The following is a 24497-nucleotide window of genomic DNA, read 5'->3' as shown; positions in this document are numbered from 1 at the left end:
CCCCGCCCGCCTCCGCGGCGGCGGCCGACATCGAGCCGACCGTCCCGGTCGTGCGCCCGTCCGCAGCGGTCGCGCCGCTCCCGCAGCGGCCGCAGCGCGCCGACGGCCGCATCGCCGGCTGGGACGCGCCCTCGGAGCCGGACGCGATAGGGGCCGGGGTCTCGCGCCGCCAGCCCCCCGGTCCGCCGCAGCCGCTGCCCACCCAGATGCAGCGCCAGCTCGACCAGCTGCACCAGGAGCGCCAGGCGCAGCCCCAGCCCGGCCAGGGCCACCAGCGGCTGTCCGCCTACCCGCCGCAGCCGCAGTTCGCGCCGCAGAACTACCAGCAGCCCGCCCCGCAGAACTACCAGCAGCCGGCACCCGGCCAGCCCTACCCGGGCCCCGGCGGCCAGGGTGGTCAGGGCGGCCAGGGTGGCCACGGCGGACAGGGCGGCCGCTATCAGGACCAGTACGGCGACCAGTACGGCCAGGGACAGGGCCAGGGACAGGGCTACCAGCCCTCCCAGTTCCAGGGCAACGCCGCGGCCCCGCCGCGGCCGGTCGCCTACACCCCGAACCAGCCGCCGGTGATGCCGCCGCGGCAGGCGCCCCCGCGCGAGCGGGAACGCGAACGGGAGCGGGAGCGCGAGCAGCCGCGGCAGCCGGTCCAGAAGACCGTCGTCAAGCGCCGCCGCGGCGCGCCGATGGGCTGTCTGATCAAGCTGGCCATCCTCGGCCTGGTCGGGTTCGGCATCTACACCGGCGTGAACTGGGTGATGGCCAAGGTCAACGGCGCCAGCCACGACCTGAACAACTGGATCTCCACCGAGTGGCACCAGATCGCCCAGAAGATCAACCTCGAGAAGGACAAGCTCCCGGACAAGGTCAGGCCGTCCGGCGACATCGTCCCGAGCAACGCCCCCATCACCGTCCCGGGGGTGGGGAACAAGACGCCGTGACGCTGCCAGGCGTGCGGCGTCCGCCGAGCCGGCCACCGCTACGGCGAGCCCGCTTGCCCGAACGGCGTGCGGCGCGGGAAAGTTTCGTGTCCCCCTTCTCTCCCCCCACGGGCGGACACGGCCAGCGGTAAGGAGCGGGAAGACCTCGTGGCGGCACGGAAGATCGGCAGCAGGTACACCATCACCACGGTGCTGGGCCGCGGGACGTGCGGAACCGTGTGGGAGGGCGAGGGCCCCGACGGGCCGGTCGCCGTCAAACTCCTGCGCGAGGACCTCGCCGCCGACCAGACCCTCATCGCCCGCTTCGTCCAGGAGCGCACGGCCCTGACCAGCCTGCACCACCCGAACGTGGTGGGCGTGCGCGACCTCGTCGTCGACGGCGCCGACCTGGCCCTGGTGATGGACCTGGTCCGGGGCTCGGACCTGCGGCACCTGCTGGAGAACGAGGGCGCGCTGCGGCCCCAGCTGGCCGCCAGCCTGGTGGCCGGCACCGCCGAGGGCCTGGCCGCGGCGCACGCGCAGGGCATCATCCACCGGGACGTGAAGCCCGAGAACATCCTGATGGACCACTCCAGCGGCGCCCTGGTCCCGCGGCTGGCCGACTTCGGCATCGCGCGCCTGGTCGACGGCCCGCGCCGGACCCGCGCCACCCGGATCATCGGCACCCCGGACTACCTGGCCCCGGAGGTCATCGAGGGCCTGCAGCCCGGCCCGGCGGTCGACATGTACGCGCTCGGGACCGTGCTGTTCGAGCTGCTCACCGGCTGGACGCCGTTCGGCGGCGGCCACCCCGGCGCGGTGCTGCGCCGGCACGTCACCGACAAGATCCCGCCGCTGCCCGGCGTGCCCGGACCGCTGGCCGCCCTGGTCGCCTCCTGCCTGGCCAAGGGCCCGGCGGCGCGGCTGACGGCCGCCGAGTTCGCCATCCGGCTGCGGGAGCTGGTGCCGCTGCTGGAGGACATGCCGGTCCTGGACATCCCGGACCCCCGCGAGGGCGGCTGGGACGTGCGCTCCTCGGCGCAGGCCAGCCTGCACGGCGGCCGGAACCCCACCATCGACCCGATCCCGATGCGGCACAGCGGGATCGTCCCGCTGGTCCCCGGCGGCGAGCACAAGGACGACGACGCCGACACCCACCTGAACCTGATGCGCCCGATCCGGGACCGGGACCAGGGCGAGATCCGGCGGCGCTCGGGCACGGCGCACGACGGGGCGCCGCTGCGGGTCGACCGCGGGGAACGCAGCGAGTGGGCCGACCGGGCCGAGCGCGGCGAGCGCGGCGAGCGCGGCGCCGGGTCGGGCGCGGGCTTCGGTCCGGGCTACGGCTCCGGATCCGGGTCCGGTTCCGGCGGCCCCGGAGGCTCGGGCGGCTCTGGCAGCTCCGGCGGCTCCGGCGGCCCGGGCGGCTCCGCCGGCCTCGCGGGCGCGGGCTCGGCGTCCGACACGCCCAAGCGCCCGCGCTGGATCGCCGCCACCGCCGCGGCGCTGCTGGTCGGCGGAGCGGCGGCGGCCGTCGCGCTGAGCATGTCCGGCGGCGACGACCAGCACAAGGACGACAAGTCGCACTCGCAGAGCCCGGCCGGGGAATCCTCCTCCGGGGTGTCCTCGCCGCCCGGGACCAGCACCCGCTCCACGGCGGCCGGGCTGAGCTTCCTGGCCGCCAAGGACCTGCCGCAGGTCCCGGTGCCGGTCCTGGGCGCGCCCCGGGCCGCGGTCGTCAAGGACGCCTCGGGGACCTCCACACTGTTCGTCTTCGTCACCGGCACCGACGGCAGCATGTGGTACCTCCCGGGCGAGACCAGCCGCTCCTGGATGCCGCTGAAGGGCCTGAAGTCCAGCGCCGAGCCGGCCGTGGTCGCCACCTCGGCCGGGCACCTGGAGCTGTTCGCCGTCCGCGAGAGCGACGGCGTCGTCCACCAGCGCAGCTACGCCGACGGCGGCTGGTCCGGGAAGTGGCTGCCGGTCGGCTCGGCGAAGCTGCACGGCGCCCCGGGCGCGGTGGCCAACGCCGACGGCTCCGTGGTCGTCGCCGGCGTGAGCAGCAGTAAGGCGCTGATGACCACCACCGGGACCCCTTCAGGCAGCTCGGGGGCCTACACCTGGGCCGACTGGCAGGCGGTGCCCGGCGTCGGCGACGCGGCGGCCGGGGTGGCGCTGACGGCGACGCCGTCGACCTCCGGCTACAGCGCGTACGTGGAGCGCGCCTCCGATTCGAGCGTCCTGACGATCGCTTATGCGAACAAAACGTGGAGCGCACCCGCGCCGACGCCTCTTTCCGGACTTCCCACCGCGGCGACTTCCGCGGACGGGACCCCTTATGTCTTCGTCCGTTCCCCGGGCGGCGCCGTCAAGGCGATGAACGTGAACGGGCAGACAGGTGCCGGGGGATTGCAGTCCACGCTGCCGCCGGGTGCCACCCAGACCCCCGACGGCCGGGTCGTGGTGGTCACGGCCTCCTCGCCCACGAAGCTGCGGGTGGCGTACTCCGGATAGGCTTGTCACGTGGCTACAGATCCTTCCGAAGCGCTCAAGAACCTCCGCGCGACCATGGCGTCCATCGAGGCCGTGCTCGACGTCGACAAGCTGCGCCGTCAGATCGCGGACCTGGAGGAGCAGGCCTCGGCCCCGGACCTGTGGAACGACCAGGCCAAGGCCCAGGCCGTGACCTCGAAGTTGTCCGTCCTGCAGGCCGAGTTGAACCGGTTCACGACCCTGAACCGGCGGCTGGAGGACATCGAGGTGCTCTTTGAACTCGGCCAGTCCGAGGGCGACGCCGACGCCTTGGCCGAGGTGCAGGGCGAGCTGATCGACGTCTCCAAGGCGGTCGGCGACCTGGAGGTGCGCACCCTGCTCTCCGGCGAGTACGACGCGCGTGAGGCGCTGGTGACGCTGCGTGCCGAGGCCGGCGGCGTGGACGCCGCGGACTTCGCCGAGATGCTGCTGCGCATGTACACGCGCTGGGCCGAGCGGCACGGGTATCCGTACGAGGTCTACGACACCTCCTACGCCGAGGAGGCCGGCATTAAGTCGGCGACCTTCACCGTCAAGGCGCCCTACGCCTACGGCACGCTGTCGGTCGAGCAGGGGACGCACCGCCTGGTGCGGATCTCGCCGTTCGACAACCAGGGCCGCCGGCAGACCTCGTTCGCCGGCGTCGAGGTGGTGCCGGTGGTGGAGCAGACCGACCACGTCGAGATCCCCGAGGACGAGCTGCGGATCGACGTCTACCGCTCCTCCGGGCCCGGCGGCCAGGGCGTCAACACCACCGACTCGGCGGTGCGCATCACCCACCTGCCGACCAACATCGTGGTGTCCTGCCAGAACGAGCGCTCGCAGATCCAGAACCGGGCCTCGGCGATGGCCGTGCTCCAGGCCAAGCTGCTGCAGCGGCGGCGCGAGGAGGAGCAGGCCCGGATGGACGCGCTGAAGGACGACTCCTCGGGCTCCTGGGGCAACCAGATGCGCAGCTACGTGCTGCACCCGTACCAGCTGGTCAAGGACCTGCGGACGGACCACGAGACCGGGAACACCACGGCCGTGCTGGACGGGGACATCGACGAGTTCATCGAGGCCGGCATCCGGTGGCGCAAGCAGCGCGAGAACGCGTAATAACCGGCGTTATAGCCGGTGAAAACGGACAGAACTCCCTAAATAACGTCGAATGCGTTATATAGGGAGTTCTTTTCTGTCCGGCGACTCTTCGGACGACTCTTCTGGCGACTCTTAGTGCATGGTCGTCGTGAGGAAAGCCACGGCGACCAGCAGGGTCAGCAGTACGGCGGTCAGGGCGGACGTGGACACGCTCCCGCCCTGGTGCATCCGCTCCTTGTGGTCGCGGCAGACGCTGCACCTGCCTTCGGACACGGGGCGCGCGCAATTCGCGCAAATCAGGTGCTCACAGCACATGCCGCCTCACCTCCTGTGTTCCGTCCCTGCTCCAAGCCGGTGCGGATTGTGGTTCCCGGTGGAAGGGGCCGTGAACCCCTACTTCCGGCGTGTACTGTCATCTCTACTGTGACACTACGACCGAGCGTACGCATAAGTGCCCGCGGAGGCTTCCCGGCGGCCGTGCTTATGACGGAGGCGATGCCAGCATGATCAGATTCGACCAGGTCTCGAAGACCTACCCGAACCAGAACCGGCCCGCACTCCGGGACATCTCCCTGGAGATCGAGCGCGGCGAGTTCGTCTTCGTCATCGGCTCCTCGGGTTCGGGGAAGTCGACGTTCATGCGCCTCATCCTGCGCGAGGAGCGGCCCAGCGTGGGCCACGTCTACGTGGCCGGCAAGGATCTGTCGAAGCTGTCCAACTGGAAGATCCCGCAGCTGCGGCGCCAGATCGGGACCGTGTTCCAGGACTTCCGCCTGCTGCCGAACAAGACCGTCGAGCAGAACGTGGCCTTCGCCCTGGAAGTGATCGGCAAGTCCCGCCCGACCATCGGCAAGGCGGTCCCGGAGGTGCTGGACCTGGTCGGCCTCGGCGGCAAGGGCGGCCGGTACCCGAACGAGCTCTCCGGCGGTGAGCAGCAGCGCGTGGCGATCGCGCGGGCGTTCGTGAACCGCCCGATGGTCCTGATCGCCGACGAGCCGACCGGAAACCTGGACCCGGAGACCTCGGTCGGCATCATGAAGCTGCTGGACCGGATCAACCGGGCCGGCACCACCGTGGTGATGGTGACCCACGACCAGGCCATCGTGAACCAGATGCGCCGGCGCGTGCTGGAACTCGACGGCGGCACCCTGGTGCGCGACCAGTCCCGCGGCGTGTACGGCTACGTCCGCTAGCGCGGGCGCCCCCGCCCGTCCCCGGCCGGCCCGGCCCACTCCAGGCCGCGCCCCCGGCCAGAAGTCAGCAGAATCCAGGTAGGAGCCTCCGACCGACCATGCGAGCACAATTCGTCCTGTCCGAGATCTTCATCGGCCTGCGCCGCAACCTGACGATGACCATCGCGGTCGTCGTCTCCGCCGCGGTGGCCCTCGGAATGCTCGGCGTCGCGCTGTTGATGCTGTTCCAGACCAACTACATGAAGGGGTACTGGTACGGCAAGGTCGAGGTCGCGGTCTTCCTGTGCACCAAGGACGACACCAGCCTGCACCCGACCACCTGCGCCGGCGGGCCGGCCAACCAGACCCGGATGGACGCCCTGCAGGCCGACCTGACGGCGAACCCGCTGGTCCAGAACGTGCTGCCGGAGACCCAGGCCGAGGCCTACGCCCGGTACAAGGAGCAGGGCAGCGGCTCGTCCGGCGGCGAGTACTCGCAGATCACCGCCTACGTCAGCCCGGACCAGATCCCGGCCTCGCTGCGGGTGAAGCTGAAGAACCCCACGACCGAGAACATCGACGCCATCCGCAGCACCTACCAGGGGCAGCAGGGCGTGGAGGCGGTGGCCGACCAGCGCACGATCCTGAAGCCGCTGTTCAAGCTGTTCAACGGCCTGACCGTGTCGGCCAGCACCGTGGCGGTGGTGATGGTGGGACTGGCGCTGATGCTGATCGTCAACACCGTCCGCCTGTCCGCCTTCAGCCGAAGGCGCGAGACCGGCATCATGCGCCTGGTCGGAGCCTCGAACTTCTACATCCGCCTACCGTTCCTGATGGAGGGCGCGGTGGCCGGCCTGGGCGGCGTGGCGGTGGCGGCCCTGGGCGTGGCCAGCTTCAAGTTCTTCCTCATCGACCGCGTCCTGGCCCCCAGCTTCACCTTCACCAGCTTCATCGGCTGGGACAAGGTCCTGGTGACCATCCTGATCCTGATCCCGGTGGGCCTGCTGATGGCCGTCGGCGCCAGCGCCCTGTCGCTCCGGAAATACCTGAAGGTCTAGCCCCGTTCATCGGGGATAATGAACCCCATGCCGAAGGAACAAGGCCAGAAGGTCATCGCCCGCAACAAGAAGGCGCGCCACGAGTACACCATCGAGGCCACCTACGAAGCAGGCATCTCCCTGACCGGGACCGAAGTCAAGTCCCTGCGCGCGGGCCGCGCCAGCCTCGTCGACGGCTACGCGGTGATCAAGGACGCCGAGGTCTGGCTCCAAGGCGTCCACATCGCCGAGTACACGGAGGGCACGTGGACCAACCACAGCCCCCGCCGCAACCGCAAACTCCTGCTCCACCGCGCCGAGATCAACAAGCTCATCGGCAAGACCAAGGAGACCGGACTGACCCTGATCCCCCTGGAGCTGTACTTCAAGGACGGGAAGGTCAAGGTCGAGATCGGCCTGGCACGCGGCAAGAAGACCTACGACAAGCGCCAGACGCTGATGGAGCGCCAGAACAAGCGCGAAGCCGAGCGGGCCATGGCGTCGGCGTTCAAGCGGAACAACCGGCGGTCCTGAGGCGTTGGGACGGGGGTGGGTGGAGCCCGTCGACCGGTAGGTTGACCGCTACGTTGACGGCTACGTCGACCACGCAGGTCGACCCGAAGTCCGCCCACAGCGAACCCGCTGGAGTCTCCCAGCCGGACCCGCTACGCTTGGATCACGACCCCGGGAAACCGGAGCCGAAAGTTTGACAACTGAACAGAGACGACTAAGCGTCGAAGAAACAAACGTTTCCGACCAAAAGTCGTCCGACAAGGGGCCGAACGGTTTCGACATCGGACGTTTTGGCAGGGGAAGCGGGCCGAGGAAGCAGCGATGATCTCGTTAACCATACGCTGCACAAAAAATAACTGCCAACAAGACGCAGCTGAAGTCGCAGAGCGCTTTCGCTCTCGCCGCCTGATCCACTGACCAGGTAATGACTTCTGTCGACCCGGGAGCGCCTCCGACCCGGTAAGACATCATTAGGAGGATCCACCGACGGGCACGGCCACAGGGCCCGCCGGGACACCAATGTGGCTGAGCCTGTCAGCAGCATGCCTGTGGGACTGCCGGGGCCGAGAAAAGCGATCACAGGCTGCGCCCGGAGAAGCCCTGGCAAGTCGCCGATGGACGCGGGTTCAATTCCCGCCGGCTCCACCTTGTACCGCTTTGTTTCGATACGGCGGCATCATCGTTCGCGATGGTGCCGCCGTTGTCGTTCCCAGGCGACTTCTCAGCAGTTCGCGGCTGCGGCGCGCGACGGCGCACGGCCCGTACGCGGCGTGATCTGTACGTCGACATCAGCGTCCAGAGCTGCGCACACGCGCTCGACGACTGGCAACGTCGGGATGGTGCCGGCGGCTTCAAGTCGGGCAATGGCAGATTGAGTCATCCCTGCCCTTCTGGCCAACTCAGCCTGCGACCAGCCACGGTCTTCTCGCATGTCGCGCACAGCAGAACCGATGCGGAACGCAATCTCGGCGCTCTTGTAGCCGATCTGCGCCTCGCTAGACTCCATGCGTGCAGCGCGACGCTCCTGCCAGCTCGTTCGAGTCCCCATCTCATTCATCCTCTGCGTTGTGTCCCTCGGCGACGCATTTCTTGTAGGCGCGGACCGCACGCTTGACCTCTCGCCGCTCGTTCATCCTGGACTTCCGGAAGTGGGTGAGCAGGATGATCCTGCGGCCTGGGGCGATCCAATAGGAGATGCGGTGATCTTCGGTTCCCATATGAAACCGCAGCTCGTGGACGCTGCCTTGCAGGGGGCGGGTGAGCTTGCCGTGAAGCTTCGTGCCTTCGGCCTCCAGCATGTCGATGTAGAACGTCACGTGTCCGAAGTCTTTGGCCGACAGAGCATCCAGCCAGCTGTCAACTTCTGGCTCGGTCTCGACGGTACCGCTCCGCCATAGCATCGATGCTATGGCGGAGCGGTGTCGCGTGGAGTACAAGCGACCCAACGCCACCCTGACGGGTGAAGCGCCAGGGTCTCGCTCGAATGCAGTGGGCGCACGCAGGGAAGGGTCCAGTTCCCTCGAGCGCGTTCTGACGGGCTCGCTCATTTTCTGGGCAGGTCAGCGGTGTTCAAGTAGCGGAACATCAGCTCCATGAGTAGTACAAATCGGGTGCTTCCAGGTAATCTGGAAACATCCGGCTTCTGAGCTCCCAGGTCCTGCGCAACATCTTTGCGCGATACCCGGTATGGGCGGCTTCGGTGCCGTAACCTCTCAGGCGAACCGGTCAGTACACGGGGCAAATGGGGTGAATCGGTGTACGACGAGATGTTGCTTACCGTGGACGGGCCGGACGCCACGCCGGTAATACGGACCTCGCTGCCAGAGCTGGACTTTCACGAGCGCGCGCACCTCCAGGAGTGGCTGCAGGGCAATCCGGAGATCTTTGGTCCCGGCGTCCGGATCGTCACCAGCGAGTTCGATCGGTGGCAGACAGCTACCGGAGAGGCGGTCGCCGACCGTTTGGATCTGCTCGCCATAACGCCGGACGGCAAGCTGGTTGTCGCCGAGCTGAAGCGGGACGCGGCTCCTCACACAGTCCATATGCAGGCGATCAACTATGCCGCGATGGTCAGCCGCCTCACACCGACCGACATCGCCGAGCTGTACGCGGACACCGAGACCCGGGCTGGGCGCCCGCTTGACGTTTCGGCAGCGCTTGACATCCTGACTACCCAGTTCCTGCTGTCCGCCGAGACGATTCGCAGGCCACGTATCGTACTAGTGGCCTCCGATTTCCCGGCGTCTGTGACGGCAAGCGTTGTGTGGCTGGCCGAGCAAGGTGTGAACCTCTGGCTGATCCGCTTCCGCTCGTATCGGCTGGCCGACGGGCGCGTCGTGGTCTCTTTCAGCCGCACCTTCCCGATCCCGGACGTGGAGGAATTCACGATCGGCCGCCGCGTCGAGAACGCGGCCGTGACCGAGGACGATCCTGGCGCCCCCTGGGACGAGCCGGCGCTTCGGCGCTTGGCGGCGATGGCGAACCCGGCCACAGTGGCGTTGATGGACTTGTGCTCGGCTGACGATCCGGGTGAAGTCGGCGTCCAGGAGGTCGCCATGCAGGCCGGCATCACGGTGGGCGCCGTGCGCGGCCAGCTTGCCGGCCTCACAATGAAGATCCGAAACCCGAACAACGGCTTCGCTCAGCGAGAGTGGGCGCATTGTGTCCACTGGATCAATGGCGGCATTGCTCGCTACTACGTCGAGCCGGAAATCGCGCGGATGTGGCGCAGTATCCGGCAGGAGGACGTCGCGGGCTCGGTCCACGAATCGTCGAGTGTAGAAGATGCGCTGCTCGGTGATTCCCCGGAGGGATGACGGCGACTGTGCGGAAATCCTGGATCCAGGAACCGATTGGCGAGTGGCTCAATTATCGGCCGGTGGGCTCTGAACTGCTGACGGTCGGTGCGGCTACTATGCGTATCTGGTACTAGGCCGCTGGTGCTGTCTTGTTTCGGCACGGCGGCATCATCGTTCGCGGTGGTGTCGCCGTTTTTGGATCCCGGACAGCGTGAGGCGGAGGCTGCGGCTGAGAAGCATCTCGGCTGCTGATCTAGTGGTCCCGCCGCCGATCATGCGAGACTCTGCCTTATGGGCTTCCTTGATGGTTTCGACGCAAGTCAGCAGCGGATCGCCGACCGCCAGATGGAAGCTTCGCGGATTCTTCACGTCCTCAACAAGACCACGGTCGCTGGGCCGAACGGGGTGCCGGTGCTGATCCAGGTTCGGCGTGGGGTGTGGCGCGGGACGTGGGTTTGCTTGGCGACTCCGCAGGTCGGTGGTGGGCGGCGGCAGCGGTACAAGGGGCGTTGGGAGTCGGAGGATGAGGCCGCGTGGGATGCCGTGCGTGTTGTCGAGGACATTCGTTCTGGTGCGCGGGTGTTTGCATCTCCCGGCTTAAAGAAGCCATCTCACCAGGGATGAGGACGATAGTCCTTCAGAAACACCCCAAAAAGATCCTCCCCAGCCTCGCCGCGCACCACCGGGTCGTAGACTCGTGCCGCCCCGTCGACCAGGTCAAGTGGGGCGTGGAAGCCGGCGTCGTGGAGGCGGATTTTGTCGGGGTGGGGTCGTTCGTCGGTGATCCAGCCGGTGTCTACGGCTGTCATCAGGATGCGGTCCTGGTCCAGCATCTCTTGTGCGCTGGTGCGGGTCAGCATGTTGAGTGCGGCTTTTGCCATGTTGGTGTGGGGGTGGCCGGGGCCTTTGTAGCGGCGGCTGAATTGGCCTTCCATGGCGGAGACGTTTACTACGTACTTTCGGCGGGCGGTTGATGCGGCCATTGCTGTGCGGAGGCGGCTGATCAGGATGAATGGGGCGGTTACGTTGCAGAGTTGGACTTCCAGCAACTCGATCGGGTCCACCTCCTGGATCTTCTGGCTCCAGCTGTTCGATCCGTCCAGGTCCGGTACCAAGCCGCCTGCGTCGATGGCGGTGCCTGCCTCGATCAGGGCGAGGGTTGCGGAGCCGGATGTCAGGGCGAGTGCCGTCAAGGCCTGTGGGCTGAGCTTCTCGCGCCGTGGCCCGCGCTGGTCGGGCAACATCGGCTGGCGGCTCATGTCGAAGCGTCCAAGCATCGTTACGCGCGGCAGTGCTCCATTCGACGCTGGCGAGGTAGGCAGCGCCGGCAATGGAGCCTCCTCGGCGTCGATCAGCTCCTTGTAGGCGTTGGCCGACCGCCGCACTGTCTGCGCCGCGTTGTTGATCAGTATGTCCAGCGGCCCTGCGGCGCTCACCTCCTCCGCCAGTGCGATGACCTGCGACGGATCCCGCAGGTCGATGCCCACAACATGCAGCCGGTGCAACCACTCGTGGCTGTCCGGCATCGCTGTGAAGCGCCGGACCGCGTCGTTGGGGAAACGTGTGGTGATAGTGGTGTGCGCGCCGTCCCGCAGCAAGCGCAGCGCGATGTACATGCCGATCTTCGCGCGGCCGCCGGTCAGCAGCGCGCGACGTCCCGTCAGATCGACCCGCGCATCGCGACGGGCCCGGTTCTCGGCCGCGCATCGCTGGCACAGCTGGTGGTAGAACGCATCGACGTCGACGTACCGCGTCTTGCAGATGTAGCACGACCGCGGGCGCTCAAGCGTTCCGGCCACAGCACCCGTTGCCCCGCTGACGAGTTGCAAGCCCTGCGTCTCGTCATCGATCCGGGTCGCGGCCCCCGTCGCGGTGCGCTCGGTGACGACGCGATCGTTGTCCGTCTTCGCCGCGCGCCGCTCCTGCCGCCGACGCTGTTTGACCTCCCGGTAGACGTCTGTGGTCGCCCGGCGGAGCTCGATGGCCTGCGGATGGTCCAACGGCAACGCGCGGAGCTCGGCCAACGTCTCCAGTACCAGCCGCATGCGCTCGGGGTCGATACCGGGGTGGGACTCGGCGGTGTCAGTCACGTCGGGTCCTGCGTTCATCGCCTGCGGGCTCTCTTCTGGGATCGGGCGGGGATCAGGCCGGGAGCCGGGCGGAGGGCCGGGAGGTGCCGAACCAACCGCCGCCAGGCCGCTGAACGGCAACCCGATCAACTCTACCGTTCCCGATCTATGCGCAGGCCGCATCCGTTATCGTCGGCCCGTGGACATCACGTGGGTCTTCCTCGGATCCGGTCGCCAAATCGACCTGGTCCGCCTCGATGTTGCGCCGGCGTTCGACTTCGAGCGCTGACCGACAGTCACCGCCCCACCGCCCCACCGCTCTACAGCCGCCCCACAGCACCCACCCTCCCCACCCCCAGAGTCCTCCGACCGAGGAGAGCCCCATGACCCAACCGACCGGACCGATATCCCAGCAGCCGCAGCCGCTCCCCGACTCGGCCCGCAGCCGGATCGCCCAGTCGCAGCAGGGCCGGCCGTGCTTCACGTCCGACCTCTCCGTCAATGAGTTCGTTCTCACGACGCAGGCCGGGTTCACTCCGGTCGGTCTGGTAATGGGGACGAGCATCTACCACATCGGGGTGCAGCCCTCGAAGTGGAGTGTCAGCCAGGAGCTTTCGGTGCTGACTCAGGCGATGTACACCGCTCGGGAGTTGGCGATGGCCCGGATGGAGGCCGAGGCTGACATGCTCGGTGCGGATGGGGTCATCGGGGTCGATGTGCGGGCGCGGAGCTATGCGTTCTCGGCCGAGATCATGGAGTTCGTCGCGATCGGGACCGCCATCAAGGGCGGGAACGGCATGTCGCTTCGTACGCCGACCGGGCGCCCCTTCACCTCGCACCTCTCCGGGCAGGACTTCTGGACGTTGTGGCAGCACGGCTGGGTCCCCCGAGCGCTCGTGCTCGGTACGTGTGTCTACCACGTCGCTCACCTCACCTTCCGGCAGATGTTGCAGGCGGCGGGGCAGAACACTGAGTTGGGCACCTACACCCAGGCGGTCTACGACGCCCGCGAGATCGCCATGGCGCGGATGCAGTACGAGGGCACCCAGGTCGGTGCGGACGGCGTCGTCGGTGTCACGGTGCGGGAGGACGACTGGGTCTGGGGCGAACACGCTGTCGAGTTCTTCGCGATGGGGACCGCCGTCAGCAGGCTGCATCCGGACGCGTCGCCGGTGTCGCCGCAGATGACGATGCCGCTGTCCGACTGATCGCTGCTCCACCCCGAGCCGTCTGCGGGCCGGTGCCCTGGGCGCCGGCCGCCATGCTCGTTGCGTGGCCCGCGGCTCGTGGCCCGCGGCCCGCGGCCCGCCGCTACGCGTCGCAGGCACGCCGATACGTGTCGCGGCCCGAATGTTACATGAGGGCAAATAAAATCAGGCTACTGATTCGCCCGATTCTCGCTGGTGGTCCGCGCTGTCATGTGCGGGACAGAGCAACTGTTTGTCCTCTGGAAGCCAAGCGGTCAACGACTTCGAACCACCTCCCGCACCGCATCGTAACCTCCGTGATGGGAGCCGGACGCGCGCCGTAGGGCTGGAAGGGCTCGCCCGTGGCCGGCCGGTATGACGTCAGTCGGAGGTTCACCGATGGAATTCTGCATGCTCGGGCCCGTGGAGGCGTGGGCGGACGGCGAGCGGATCCGCTTGGGGCCGGCGAAGGTGAGGTGTGTGCTGGCGGTGCTGCTCCGGACGCCCGGGATGCTGGTGATGACCGACGCCCTGGTCGATCGCGTCTGGGATCTGCACCTGCCCGGCCCGTCCGTCCGCTACAAGTACGTGAGCCACCTGCGCGCCGCCCTGCGCCCGCACGGCGTCGACCTGATCTCGACCGACGGCGGCTACCTGCTCGACGTCGACGAGGAGCAGGTGGACCTGCACCGCTTCCGCCGCTGCACGACCGCCGCGCGGGCGGCGCTGGCCCAGGAGTCGCTCGGCGACGCGGCCCGCCTGCTCGGCGAGGGCCTGGAACTGTGGCACGGCCTGGCCGTCACCGGCCTCACCGGGTCCTGGGCCGAGCTGTTCCGCAGCCAGTTGGAGAGCGAGCGCCGCGACGCCAGGATGCTGTTCGCCCGCTGCGCCCTGGACGTCGGCCACCCCGCGCAGGCGCTGGAGCAGCTGACCCAGTGGGAGGGCGACTATCCCGCCGACGAGCAGATCATCGCGCTGCGCATGATCGCGCTCTACCGCTGCGGCCGGCAGATGGAGGCGGTGGCCTGCTACCGCGGGGCCGAGCGGCGGCTGCGGACCAAGCACGGAGCTGATCCGGGCCCGAATCTCCAGGCCCTGCTACATCGGGTCCTGATGCGCGACCCCACCCTGTCCGACGAGCGTTTCGCGGCCGCGGCCATCCTCCCCAACTGACGGCTCAACTTCCACATGGACTGCCAGTCGGGCGGCCTCCTGGGCTTCCATAGCGGTACAGCACGCTCAACAAGCGGACAGACACCCTTTGCTGCCGCGAACCCCCGCAGAAGAGGAGACCAGGGATGAAGAAGGTCACTGTGCGCAAGGTCGGTCCCGTCCGGCTGACGAGCGTGGCCGCGTCGATCTACGGCGCCGCGTCGGCTCACAGCCCGGGTTGCGTCGCCGTCGCCGCCTGAGGGATCTGATCGACATCGCGGGCGTCCGGACCCGGGGTCATCCCGGGGCGCGGGCGCCCGCCCGGCGGTCCTCGGAGACGGGAGCCGTTCAGGCGGCAGGAGCGGGACGCCGACAGTGGACAGCGGCATGCGGACAGCGGGAATTGGAGACCTGAATGAGCGGTGCGACCCGGATCCGCCTGCACCACCTCACATTCGTCGACGAAGGCGACGAGGTACTGGTGGGCCGCCCGGACACCGAGGCCTACGCGGTTCTGCCGGTCGACGGAGCCGATCTGCTCAGGCAGTTGCAGGACCACACCATCCCCGAGGCCGTCGCCTGGTACGAGCAGGCCTATCAGGAGACCCCTGATATCGAGTCGTTCCTCGACGACCTGCGCGAACTCGGCTTCATCCACGAGCTCGACAGCGACAGCGACAGCGACAGCGACAACAACAACGACAGCGACAACGCCTCCGCCCCGCCCCCACCCCCGGTCCGCCTCCACCGCCTCGCCAAGGCAGTCTTCTCAGCACCCGCATGGCTGCTCTACACCGCCCTCGCCACCACCGCCGTCGCAGTCCTCGTCACCGTCCCCCAAGTCCGCCCGGGGCCAAGCCGCGTCTTCTTCGCCGGCACCCTGTGGCTCGTCCCGTTCGTCCTGGTAGCCGTCGAGATCCCGCTGATCTACCTCCACGAGATGTTCCACGTCCTCGCCGGCCGCCGCCTCGGCGCGGCCAGCCGCATCAGCATCGGCCACCGCCTCTACTTCGTCGTGTTCCAGACGACGCTGACCGGCATCTACAGCGTCCCCCGACGCAAGCGGGTGTTCCCGTTCCTGGCCGGCATGGTCTCCGACATCCTCGTCTTCTCCGCGCTGATCCTGTTCGCCGCCGCGGACCGCACCGACGCCGGAACCCCAGGACTCCCCGGCCGCATCGCGATAGCCGCTGCCTATTTCACGGCCCTGCGATTCCTGTGGCAGTTCCTGATCTTCATGGAGACCGACGTCCACCACGTCCTCGCGACCGTCCTCGGCCGCACCGACCTCAGGGGCCTGACCCAAACCTACCTGCGCTCGCTGCTCCGGCCCCGCGCGGAGCGCCCAGCCATGACCGAGCGCGACCGCGCCGTCCTGCGCTGGTTCGGCCCCCTTACCGTGGCCTGCGTGACGGCGGCGATGGCCTTCGGCCTCTACTCCCTCGTCCGAGTCCTCTCCACCTACACGACCCAGCTCACCCACGGCTTCGGCGCCGGTGCCGGAACCGGACGCTTCTGGGACTCGACCTTTTCAGTGTTCTTCGTCGTCGGTCAGTTCGTCCTCGCCGGCGTCCTCGCAGCCCGGGATCGACGGGCCCGGCAGAAAGGCTTGCCGCAGTGAGTTCTCCTCCTCCCACCCCAGGCCGGCAGGACAGCGCGCCCCACGACTGGATCGTCGGTCGCCGCCGAGCCGATTGCCTCGCCACGGCCGCCGGGGTGCGCACCTGGGCCGTCACAGTGAACTGCCATCGTCGGCTGCGCGGCCCTTACACCGGCGTCGGCACCATGCTCCGCACCATCGTCCCGCAGGCGATGTCCCGCAGCCCCGAGCTCGTGGCCGCCCACCTTGTGGCGATCCTGTGCGCCGCCCCGGAACTCGAAGAACTCATCGGCAGCCCGCCCGGAACCCTGACCGAGCATGCCCCGCCCGGCGAACGGACCCGCTGGTACTCCCGGCTACGGACCCGCCGCATCAGCCACCACCTGGTCGACTTCCTCAACGACCTCGCCCGGGAGTCGGAGACCGGCTCGCTCGCTCTGTGCTTCGACACCGTCGACGAAGCCGACCACACCGACCAGGAGTTCTTGGCGATCGCGTTGCGCAGGACCGATCCCGCGCTCGTCAGACTCGGCGTGGCATCGGAAGCACCTGACGGCTCCGACCTGCTGCCCGAGTTGCTCGACGCTCTCGGCAGCCGCACGACCCAAACCCAGGCCCCACACCTACCGGCCGACGAGCTAGGCTCCATCACCGATGCCGGCGACCACAGCGGCGACCACAGCAATGGCTACAGCGACCACAGCGACTACGCCGACCACGACGACGAAGCCCTCCTCCGCGCCTTCATCGACTCCGACGGCATCACCGACCGCCCCGAGGAGACCCTGGCGTACTACCGAGCCCGCAAGGCCGACCCCCAGGCCGTCGCCGCGCTGCACCGGGCCCGCGCCGCCGAACTCGAAGCTCGGGGCGAGGTGTCACTGACCCTCGGCGCGATCCTCTACCACGTCCGCCACGGCGCCGAGCGTCTCTACGATGCCTGGCCCGCCTACGTACAGGCCGAGAAGTACTGCATGGACGTCGGCTTCTACCGCGCACAACTGGAGCTGCTCGACGAAATGGAGCTGATCCTCCGCGACGCTCCCGAGGACCACGACCGCGGCAAGGACCACCACGTCTACATCCGTCGCGGCCAGGTGCTCGCCCTGCTCGATCGCCAAGAGGAAGCCATGGCCTCGTATATCAGCGGCCTGGCAGACACCCGGGTTCCGCGCGAGGCAATGGCCCTGCACTACTACCTGGGCATGCTCTACACCCGCTTCCAACGTCCCGAGCACAAAGACCACACAGTCGCCAAAGCCCACCTCAACACCTCAGTGGCACTCGCCTCCCAGATCCCCGAACCGGACGACCGCGCGTTCTTCACCGTGTTCATGGGCAACGGGCTCGCCCTCGCCGAAGTCCACCTCGGGCGGCTCCAGCAAGCATTGGAACTGGTGGACGCGGGCCTGGCTCGGCTCGACCGCGAACTCGGCGACGCCAGACACCGCCTGCACCGCTCCGTCCTGCGAGCCAACCGCGCCCAGGTGCTCATGGGCCTCAAACGGCATCAAGAGGCGCTGGAGGACTTCAACGAGCTGGTCCGCATCGACCCCTTCTACAACGAGTACTACTTCGAACGCGGGAACGCGCGCTACCAGTCCGGGGATCTCGACGGCGCCATGACCGACTACGACGAGGCGCTCGCACTCGGCCCGATGTTCCCCGAACTGTTCCACAACCGCGGCGAGGCGAAGTCGGCGAACGGCGACATCGAAGCCGCGATCCAAGAGTTCCGCCACGCCTTGGAGCTCGAACCCGACACGCTGGAATCGCGGATCGCGCTCAGCTCGCTCCTCCTGGAGACCGGCGCCGAGCGCGAAGCGATCGAGCTCATCGGCGATGGCCTCGGCCTGCACCCCGAGGACGCGCGGCTGCTGTGTCTTCTCGGCCAGGCGACGATGGCCATCGACGACACCGACCGGGCCCTGGACGCGCTGGACCGCGCCGTCGCGGCCGACGGCGAGCTGTATCAGGCCCTTGCCGTGCGCGCCGCGCTCCACTACGAGCACGGCCGGTTCGACGACGCCGTCGCCGATCTGGACCGGGCTCTCGCGGTGGCCGGGGACGACCCCGACCTCCTGTTCAATCGCGGCTACGCACAGGAGGCGGCAGGCCGGCTCGCCGAGGCGGTCGAGGACTACACCCGCGCGCTCGAACTCCCGGGGGCCGACAGCGAGACGCTGATCAGCCGTCGCCTGGAGTGCCGGGCCCAGCTGAGTGTCGACTGAGGAGAAGACCGGAATGACTCAGACGGCCCAGACAATCCAGACGATCCAGACGACTCTCACGACCCACATGCCTCAGTCGGCCCGGACGACCGGCCGCGACGGGCTGCGCGTCGTGCTCGTCAACATGCCCTGGATGCCCATCAACGTGCCTTCGCTCGCGCTGGGGATCCTCAGCCGTGCCGTGGCCGAGAGCCCGCTGGACGCCGAAGCGACCGTCCGGCACGCCAATCTCGACTTCGTGGATTGGGTCACCGACCGCTACGACTTCACGCGGCATGACTACCACTACTACGCCAACTCGACGTACTTCAAAGGACTCGGCGACTGGGTCTTCTCGTCGGCCCTGTACGACGACCGAACCTGGCGCGTCGCAGAGTTCGAACAACGCTTCGGCGACGACATGACCACGGACGAACTCGTCCTCAACAAGGACCTGCACGCCATGGCCCCGGACTTCATCCGAGAGCTGGCCGCGCAGATCCTGGCCGCCGAACCCGACGTCGTCGGCTTCACCTCCACCTACCAGCAGACCGTGGCGGGTCTGGCCACCGCGCGCGAGATCAAGCGGTTGGCACCGCGGATCGTCACCGTGTTCGGCGGCGCCAACTGCGACGGCATGCAGGGCGAGGCGTTGCACCGCAACTTCGGCGTCGCCGACTTCGTACTGCGCGGCGAGGGCGAGGTGACGTTCCCCAGCCTGCTCGGAGCACTGCACGAACCCGGCAGCCTCGCGGCGATCCCCGGCCTGTGCTGGCGCTCGCCGGACGGCCGGTCGATGGCGAACCCCATGTCGGCTCGCCCGCTGCCGCCGGCGGCGATCGTCGCGCCCGACTTCGACGGCTACTACGAGCGTCTTGAGGAGTCGATCGCCTCGGCCTGGGTCGAGCCGCAACTCGTCGTGGAAGGCGCGCGCGGCTGCTGGTGGGGCGAGAAGCACCACTGCACCTTCTGCGGCCTCAACGGATCGTCGATGGAGTTCCGGAGCAAGACCCCGGCGCGGTTCCACGAGGAGATCGTGGATCTGGTGCGCCGATATCAGATCATGGACATGGTCGTCGTCGACAACATCCTGGACATGGGATACATCTCCTCGCTGCTGCCACGCCTCGTCGAGGACGGGTACGACCTGCGGCTCCAGTACGAGATCAAGTCGAACATGCGCCGCGACCAGCTCGAAGTGCTGGCCCGGGCCGGGCTGGTGTCCGTACAGCCCGGCATCGAGAGTCTCGACAGCAGAGTTCTGCGCATCATGGACAAGGGCGTGACCGGCTGCCAGAACGTGCGCATCCTGCGGGACGGCGCGAGCTGCGGCATGTCGGTGATCTGGAACTACCTCTACGGCTTCCCCGGCGAGGCCGATGACGACTACCAGCCGGTGATCGACCAGATTCCGGTGCTGCACCACCTGGAACCGCCGGTGTCGGCGACGCGGATCGTCGTGGAACGGTTCAGCCCCTATTTCAACCGGCCGGAGCTGGGGTTCGGCGAGCTCAAGGCAGGCAAGCAGTACTCGCTCATCTACGACCTCCCCGAGGCGGAGCTCTACGACCTGGCGTATCTGTTCGAGTCGACGCCCTGCGGCATCGCGGCGCCGATGACCGAGCGGTTGGACGCGGTCCTGCACGAGTGGGGCGAGGTCTACCCGGTCAGCAGACTGACATGGTGCGCGGTGGGGGAGGACGTTCTGCTCGTCAACGATCGGCCGGGATACGACTGGAGCCATCTGCGTCTGAGCAGCGCCCTGGAACTTGCGGCGTTCCGTTTCCTTGAGCAGCCGCACACGCCGGACGCGCTGGCCCGGAAGCTTCGGGATGACGGCGTTCCAGGTGCCACCGCGTCTGCGGTTTCGGACTTGCTGGACCGCTGGCGCGAGCTGGGGCTGTTGTTCAGCAACGACGGCCATGTCATCCATGTGGTGCCGGAAGCGGCCAACGGCGAGCTGTTCCGCATCGACTTCCAGCGGCTTGAGGACGGCGAGGATTTGGCGCAGGAGCTGGCGGAGGTCGGGGGATGAGCGTATCTACAGCGCGGCTGCACCAAGGGATCTGGTCGATCTCGGCCTGGCGGCACCACGATCAGCGGGTCGTGGACCTGCCCGGAGTCGTGCTGGACGACGTCGACGACGTCCTCGTGGGCGCGGATTCGGCGGGGGAGCTGTTCCGGCAGGGCGCGCGCAGGGTCGCCGTCCACGCGGAGGTCGACCTGCGGCGCCACGAGGTCGATGAGGACTCTGATTCGGAACCGGCCGCCGACGTCGCCAAGCTCGGGCTGCTCGCCTTCATCCGCGACCTGACCAGCCACGGCGTCGTCGTCGACTGGCGAGTCCGGTTCGACAGCACCGAGAGCTCGTGGCCGTCGCTTACGCACCTGTATCCGCCCACTGCGATCCAGGGTGCGATCGACGGCGAACTGGCCCTCGACCGTTGGCGCGGTCTGTTCCACCTTTGCCGGTGCGTCTACCGCGTCGGACCGGGATTCGTCCAGGTCCGCGACCGTCGGACCGGTGAGCTGAGCCGTCTGACGATCGACGAGCCGGAATACCTCGAAGCCGTGGACCAACTGCTGCCTGGGGTCTCGGAGCAGGCCGTCTCGCCGACGATTCTGGAGGATCTGGCAGGCGAGAGCCTCCTGTGGCGGCAGAACGGCTTCGCGGTGTGGCTGCCGTACCGGGTGCGGCGGTGGCCCTGGCCGGCGATGGTTGCTTGAGGTCGTAGCTTGAGGCCGTCGCTTGAGGGCGTCGCCTGAGGCCGTCGCCTGAGGGCGTCGCCTGAGCCGTCGCTTGAGTAGTACCTAGCCCCAGCACCACCCTCCGTAGTCACCATCCCCGAAAACGTCCAGTTCTCCCCAAGCCGTTCAATCTCCCGGCACCTCGAAAACGACTCCTGGTAACTACTGCCTGAGAATCTGGCGCCGCGCTGGCGTGGGACGACGGGTTCACCGCCGCGGCTCTCGAAAAAGATTCACATCTGCTGGGCCTGCGATCCGTCAGCGCGTCGTGTGCGTCACGATGATGCCTGCTGCTCCGGGCTCGGCTCGGCCGGGTGATTGGCCGCCGCCGCGGCGGCCAAGAGGGAGTGGCTGGCATGGTGGCGGGTTCGGCGTGGGTCGACCGGTATGCGGGGGCTGTCCGGCCGTGGAGCCGTCGACGGTCGGTGGCCTGGTGGCTGGTGGTGGCCGCGGGCGTCTTCGGCGTCGGCCTGATCGCCGGCAAGGGCGGCAACCCGCTCATCGATCTGAAGGTGTATCGGGCCGGCGGCCTGTCGTGGATCCGCGGCCTCCCGCTCTATGCCACGCAGTTCCCGAAGCCGCTGGCGGGCCCGGATCTGCCGTTCACGTACCCGCCGTTCGCGGCGGTCGTGTTCAGCGTGTTCGGCGTCGTCGGCTACCACGTGGCGGCTGCGCTGCTGGTGGTCATCGGCCTCGGCGCGCTGACGTGGGTCATCGTCCTGGTGTGGCGGGAGCGGCGCGAAGCCTGGGGCCTGCCGGCGCTCACCGCGCGCGGCGTGGTGATGATGACGCTGGCGGTGGTCGTCGTCGAGCCGGTGTGCAGCACCTTCCTGCACGGCCAGATCAACCTGCTGCTGATGGGCCTGGTCGCCGCCGACACGCTCGGACCCCGCACCCGCGTCCCGCGCGGGGCGCTGACGGGCATCGCGGCGGCGATCAAGCTGACGCCGGCGGTGTTCCTGATCTACTTCATCGCGCGGCGGCAGTGGCGCGAGACGGGGACGGCCGCCGCCGCGTTCGTCGGGGCGACGCTGCTCAGCTTCCTCGTCGCGCGACAGGACAGCGAGACGTACTGGACGACCACCGTCTTCGATCCGGCGCGCATAGGCGACCTCGGCTACGCCGCGAACCAGTCGCTTCGCGGCGCCATCCACCGCCTGGGGATGGGCGCGAAGCCGGAAGTGCACGTCTGGATGCTCGCGTCCGCGATCGTCGTCCTGCTGGCCTACCGCGCGGCGCGGCGCTGCGTTCTGGCCAACAACCTGACCTGCGCGGTGGTCGTCGTGGCCGCCTGCCAGTTGCTGATCTCGCCGGTCTCGTGGTCGCACCACTGGGTCTGGGTCGCTCCGGCGCTGCCGGCGCTCGTGGTGCGGGTGGTCCGCACCGGGTCGCGGATCCGGATCGGCGGCGCTGCGGCCCTGATCGCTGTGTTCTTGATGGGACCGCTGCTGTTGCTGCCGGTCGATCACGGTCGCGAGATGCAGTGGGACTGGTGGCAGAACGTCATAGGCGACCTGTACATGTTCGTGACGGTGTCGTTCGTTGCTTGGGTCGCGTTGGCTAGGCGGGGCAAGGCGTCCGAGGTGCCGCATCCGCACTTGGTGCAACCGCAGCTGGCGTCCGCCTGACCTCAGCCCAACAGCCGGTCGAGCCCGTCGAGGAGCAGGTCGAGTCCGAACTCGAACTCGGCCTGGTCGTCGCACCAGCCGAGGGTGCTGTCGGGGTCGTCGTGGACGGCGTCGACCAGCATGGCGGCGAGGTGCGGGAAGCGCTGGGCCATGGCCTGGAGCTCCTCGGGGGCGGGGGCGGTGTAGCCGCCCGGCGGAGTGAACAACTCCTGGTTGAAGCCGAGCGCCCGGCTGCCCAACGCGTGCATGGCGTGGTGCGTCTGCTGGTGGGTGAAACCGCCGATGGCCATGATCGCGAGCACGGAGTCGAAATAGTCGAGCACTGACAACGCCGTCTCGGTGCGGGTCTGGAACACGGCCGGCGCCCACGGATGCCGGAGGAAGACCTGGCGGGCCGCCAGGATCCGGGCGCGCAGAACGGCTTTCCACGCGGCCGGCTCGGTCGGCAGGGCGATATCGCGCACGGCTTCGTTGATCTCGCCCATGACGACGTCGACGACGCCGCTGAGGATGTCGTCCTTGTTCGCGACGTGGTGGTAAAGGGACATCGCCTCCACACCGAACTCCTCGGCCAGGCCGCGCATGGTGACGGCGTCGATGCCGTTGCGGTCGGCCCGATCGGCGGCGGCGCGCAGCACCCGGTCGCGGGTCAGCGGCGTACGGGTCCTGGATTCCTGCTCGGCTCCGGTGGTCATCTCGGCGTCACCCGTTCTTGTCGCCCGTCGTTCCGTCGCGATCGTACTGCCCGTTTCGGTTCGGATCGCGCTGACGGTTGACGTCCTTACGCCGTAAGGCTAGCTTACAACGTAAGGGAACCTTACGTTGTAAGGAGGGGGCTATGCGAGCGTTCGTGCGGCAACAATTCGGAGGACCCGAGGTCTTGAAGCTGGTCGACAGCGACAAACCCGAACCGGGGGAAGGTCAAGTGCTGGTGCGGGTCCACGCCACGTCGGTGAATCCCTATGACTGGCACCACCTCAGAGGTGAGCCGAGGATGGCACGGCTGGTGTCCGGCGGGGTGGGACTGCTCCGTCCGAAGCTCGCGAGTGCGGGTTGCGACGTGGCCGGTCGGGTGGAGGCGGTCGGTGCTGGAGTGACGCGCTTCGCTTCCGGCGACGACGTGTACGCGTTGGTGGAGTGGGGCGGCTTCGCGGAGTACGCCTGCGTCGCGCAGGACCTGCTGTCGCCGATGCCCTCCAACCTCACGCACGACCAGGCCGCGACGGTTCCGATGGCGGCCGCGACGGCGCTGTTGGCGCTTCGGGACGCGCGAGTTCAGAGCGGTCAGGAAGTCGTCATCACCGCGGCCTCCGGCGGCGTCGGCACGTTCGCTGTGCAGATCGCTGTCGCGATGGGAGCGAACGTCACCGCGGTGTGCGGAGCGCGGAGTCAGGAACTAGTCCGCTGGCTCGGTGCGACCCGCGCCATCGACTACGCCGGCGGCGAATTCACGAGCGAGCGGCGATATGACGCGGCGATCGACATCGCTGGTCGCACATCCACCCGCGCGTGGCGCCGGGCGCTGAAACCCAAGGGGGCGTTGGTGATCGTCGGCGGACCGCCCGGGCGCTGGTTCCAGCCGATGACGCACTTCCTGGCATCGATCGCGGCGGGGGCGGTGGCATCGCAGCGTGTGGTCGGCACGGACATCGGCCGCTGCTCGGAGAAGGGGGAGTTGCTCGCTGCGCTGACCCGTTTCATCGAGGACGGTGCGGTCACGCCGGTCATCGATCGGAGCTACCCGTTCCAGGAGTTGGCCGAGGCGATCCGGTACCAGGAGCTGGGGCACGCTCGGGGCAAGGTGGTTGTCACGATGGGAGTGTGACGGGGTGGCGGGGCTGAGCTGCTGAGCTG

The 24497-nt window shown here is 68.3% G+C and carries 19 protein-coding genes, 1 other RNA gene and 1 pseudogene; 17 read left to right on the top strand and 4 right to left on the bottom strand.

What is annotated here, in order from left to right; translation table 11 throughout:
* The 7 genes and pseudogenes from ABD481_RS38245 to ssrA all read left to right on the top strand — a co-directional run.
* Positions 1-938, top strand: a pseudogene (locus ABD481_RS38245) (hypothetical protein); the annotation flags it as partial.
* 147 nt (positions 939-1085) lie between these two features.
* Positions 1086-3431, top strand: coding sequence for a protein kinase domain-containing protein (locus ABD481_RS38240; protein WP_344670769.1), 2346 nt, complete (start codon positions 1086-1088; stop codon positions 3429-3431).
* A gap of 9 nt (positions 3432-3440) precedes the next feature.
* On the top strand, positions 3441-4547 hold the full coding sequence (prfB, locus tag ABD481_RS38235; RefSeq protein ID WP_344670768.1) for a peptide chain release factor 2: 1107 nt from the start codon (positions 3441-3443) through the stop codon (positions 4545-4547).
* Positions 4548-5032: 485 nt separating this feature from the next.
* A complete protein-coding gene (gene ftsE, locus ABD481_RS38230) occupies positions 5033-5722 on the top strand; it encodes a cell division ATP-binding protein FtsE (RefSeq protein ID WP_344670767.1) in 690 nt (229 codons plus the stop codon).
* 98 nt (positions 5723-5820) lie between these two features.
* Positions 5821-6759: a permease-like cell division protein FtsX gene (gene ftsX / locus ABD481_RS38225; RefSeq protein WP_344670766.1), complete on the top strand. Its 939-nt coding sequence runs from the start codon at positions 5821-5823 to the stop codon at positions 6757-6759.
* Between the two features lie 27 nt (positions 6760-6786).
* Positions 6787-7272 (top strand): SsrA-binding protein SmpB, encoded by a 486-nt coding sequence (gene smpB / locus ABD481_RS38220; protein ID WP_344670765.1) that lies wholly within the window; start codon positions 6787-6789, stop codon positions 7270-7272.
* Between the two features lie 240 nt (positions 7273-7512).
* Positions 7513-7899: a transfer-messenger RNA gene (ssrA, locus tag ABD481_RS38215) on the top strand.
* A gap of 73 nt (positions 7900-7972) precedes the next feature.
* Here ssrA and ABD481_RS38210 read toward each other — a convergent pair.
* Positions 7973-8257 carry a helix-turn-helix domain-containing protein gene (locus tag ABD481_RS38210; RefSeq protein WP_344670764.1) on the bottom strand — a complete coding sequence of 95 codons (285 nt, stop codon included), beginning with the start codon at positions 8255-8257 and terminating at the stop codon, positions 7973-7975.
* Positions 8258-8300: 43 nt separating this feature from the next.
* On the bottom strand, positions 8301-8651 hold the full coding sequence (locus tag ABD481_RS38205) for a type II toxin-antitoxin system RelE/ParE family toxin (protein ID WP_344670763.1): 351 nt from the start codon (positions 8649-8651) through the stop codon (positions 8301-8303).
* 354 nt (positions 8652-9005) lie between these two features.
* Here ABD481_RS38205 and ABD481_RS38200 point away from each other — a divergent pair, with 354 nt between their 5' ends.
* Complete coding sequence (locus ABD481_RS38200; RefSeq protein ID WP_344670762.1) at positions 9006-10067, top strand: hypothetical protein; 1062 nt, start codon at positions 9006-9008, stop codon at positions 10065-10067.
* A gap of 273 nt (positions 10068-10340) precedes the next feature.
* Positions 10341-10673, top strand: a complete 333-nt coding sequence (locus tag ABD481_RS38195) for a hypothetical protein (protein WP_344670761.1) — start codon at positions 10341-10343, stop codon at positions 10671-10673.
* On the opposite strand, the gene ABD481_RS38190 is transcribed toward ABD481_RS38195, so the two are convergent.
* A complete protein-coding gene (locus ABD481_RS38190; protein WP_344670760.1) occupies positions 10661-12157 on the bottom strand; it encodes an SDR family NAD(P)-dependent oxidoreductase in 1497 nt (498 codons plus the stop codon). The genes ABD481_RS38195 and ABD481_RS38190 overlap by 13 nt on opposite strands.
* Before the next feature lie 344 nt (positions 12158-12501).
* On the opposite strand from ABD481_RS38190, the gene ABD481_RS38185 reads away from it, so the two are divergent.
* From ABD481_RS38185 to ABD481_RS38155, 7 genes are all read left to right on the top strand, one after another.
* Entirely contained in the window at positions 12502-13326 is an 825-nt protein-coding gene (locus ABD481_RS38185; protein WP_344670759.1) for a heavy metal-binding domain-containing protein, read from the top strand.
* 390 nt (positions 13327-13716) lie between these two features.
* Positions 13717-14478 carry an AfsR/SARP family transcriptional regulator gene (locus tag ABD481_RS38180; protein ID WP_344670758.1) on the top strand — a complete coding sequence of 254 codons (762 nt, stop codon included), beginning with the start codon at positions 13717-13719 and terminating at the stop codon, positions 14476-14478.
* Positions 14479-14872: 394 nt separating this feature from the next.
* A complete protein-coding gene (locus tag ABD481_RS38175) occupies positions 14873-16078 on the top strand; it encodes a hypothetical protein (RefSeq protein WP_344670757.1) in 1206 nt (401 codons plus the stop codon).
* Positions 16075-18288 (top strand): tetratricopeptide repeat protein, encoded by a 2214-nt coding sequence (locus ABD481_RS38170; protein ID WP_344670756.1) that lies wholly within the window; start codon positions 16075-16077, stop codon positions 18286-18288. Before ABD481_RS38175 ends, ABD481_RS38170 begins: the two co-directional genes overlap by 4 nt.
* A gap of 103 nt (positions 18289-18391) precedes the next feature.
* Positions 18392-20302: a RiPP maturation radical SAM C-methyltransferase gene (locus ABD481_RS38165; protein WP_425559390.1), complete on the top strand. Its 1911-nt coding sequence runs from the start codon at positions 18392-18394 to the stop codon at positions 20300-20302.
* Positions 20299-20994: a DUF5825 family protein gene (locus ABD481_RS38160; RefSeq protein WP_344670754.1), complete on the top strand. Its 696-nt coding sequence runs from the start codon at positions 20299-20301 to the stop codon at positions 20992-20994. The genes ABD481_RS38165 and ABD481_RS38160 overlap by 4 nt, the downstream gene beginning before the upstream one ends.
* 377 nt (positions 20995-21371) lie before the next feature.
* Positions 21372-22643: a glycosyltransferase 87 family protein gene (locus ABD481_RS38155; protein ID WP_344670753.1), complete on the top strand. Its 1272-nt coding sequence runs from the start codon at positions 21372-21374 to the stop codon at positions 22641-22643.
* A 2-nt stretch (positions 22644-22645) separates the two neighbouring features.
* Here the strand turns inward: ABD481_RS38155 and ABD481_RS38150 are convergent, their stop codons facing one another.
* Positions 22646-23338, bottom strand: coding sequence for a TetR/AcrR family transcriptional regulator (locus ABD481_RS38150; protein WP_344670752.1), 693 nt, complete (start codon positions 23336-23338; stop codon positions 22646-22648).
* A 143-nt stretch (positions 23339-23481) separates the two neighbouring features.
* Between ABD481_RS38150 and ABD481_RS38145 the strand changes: the two genes are divergently transcribed.
* Positions 23482-24468: an NAD(P)-dependent alcohol dehydrogenase gene (locus ABD481_RS38145; protein WP_344670751.1), complete on the top strand. Its 987-nt coding sequence runs from the start codon at positions 23482-23484 to the stop codon at positions 24466-24468.
* Positions 24469-24497 lie beyond the last annotated feature (29 nt).

This window comes from Catenulispora yoronensis (assembly GCF_039531695.1).
GTDB lineage: Bacteria > Actinomycetota > Actinomycetes > Streptomycetales > Catenulisporaceae > Catenulispora > Catenulispora yoronensis.
Note: the sequence above shows the minus strand (reverse complement) of the source record. Positions and strands in the feature narration are given on the sequence as shown.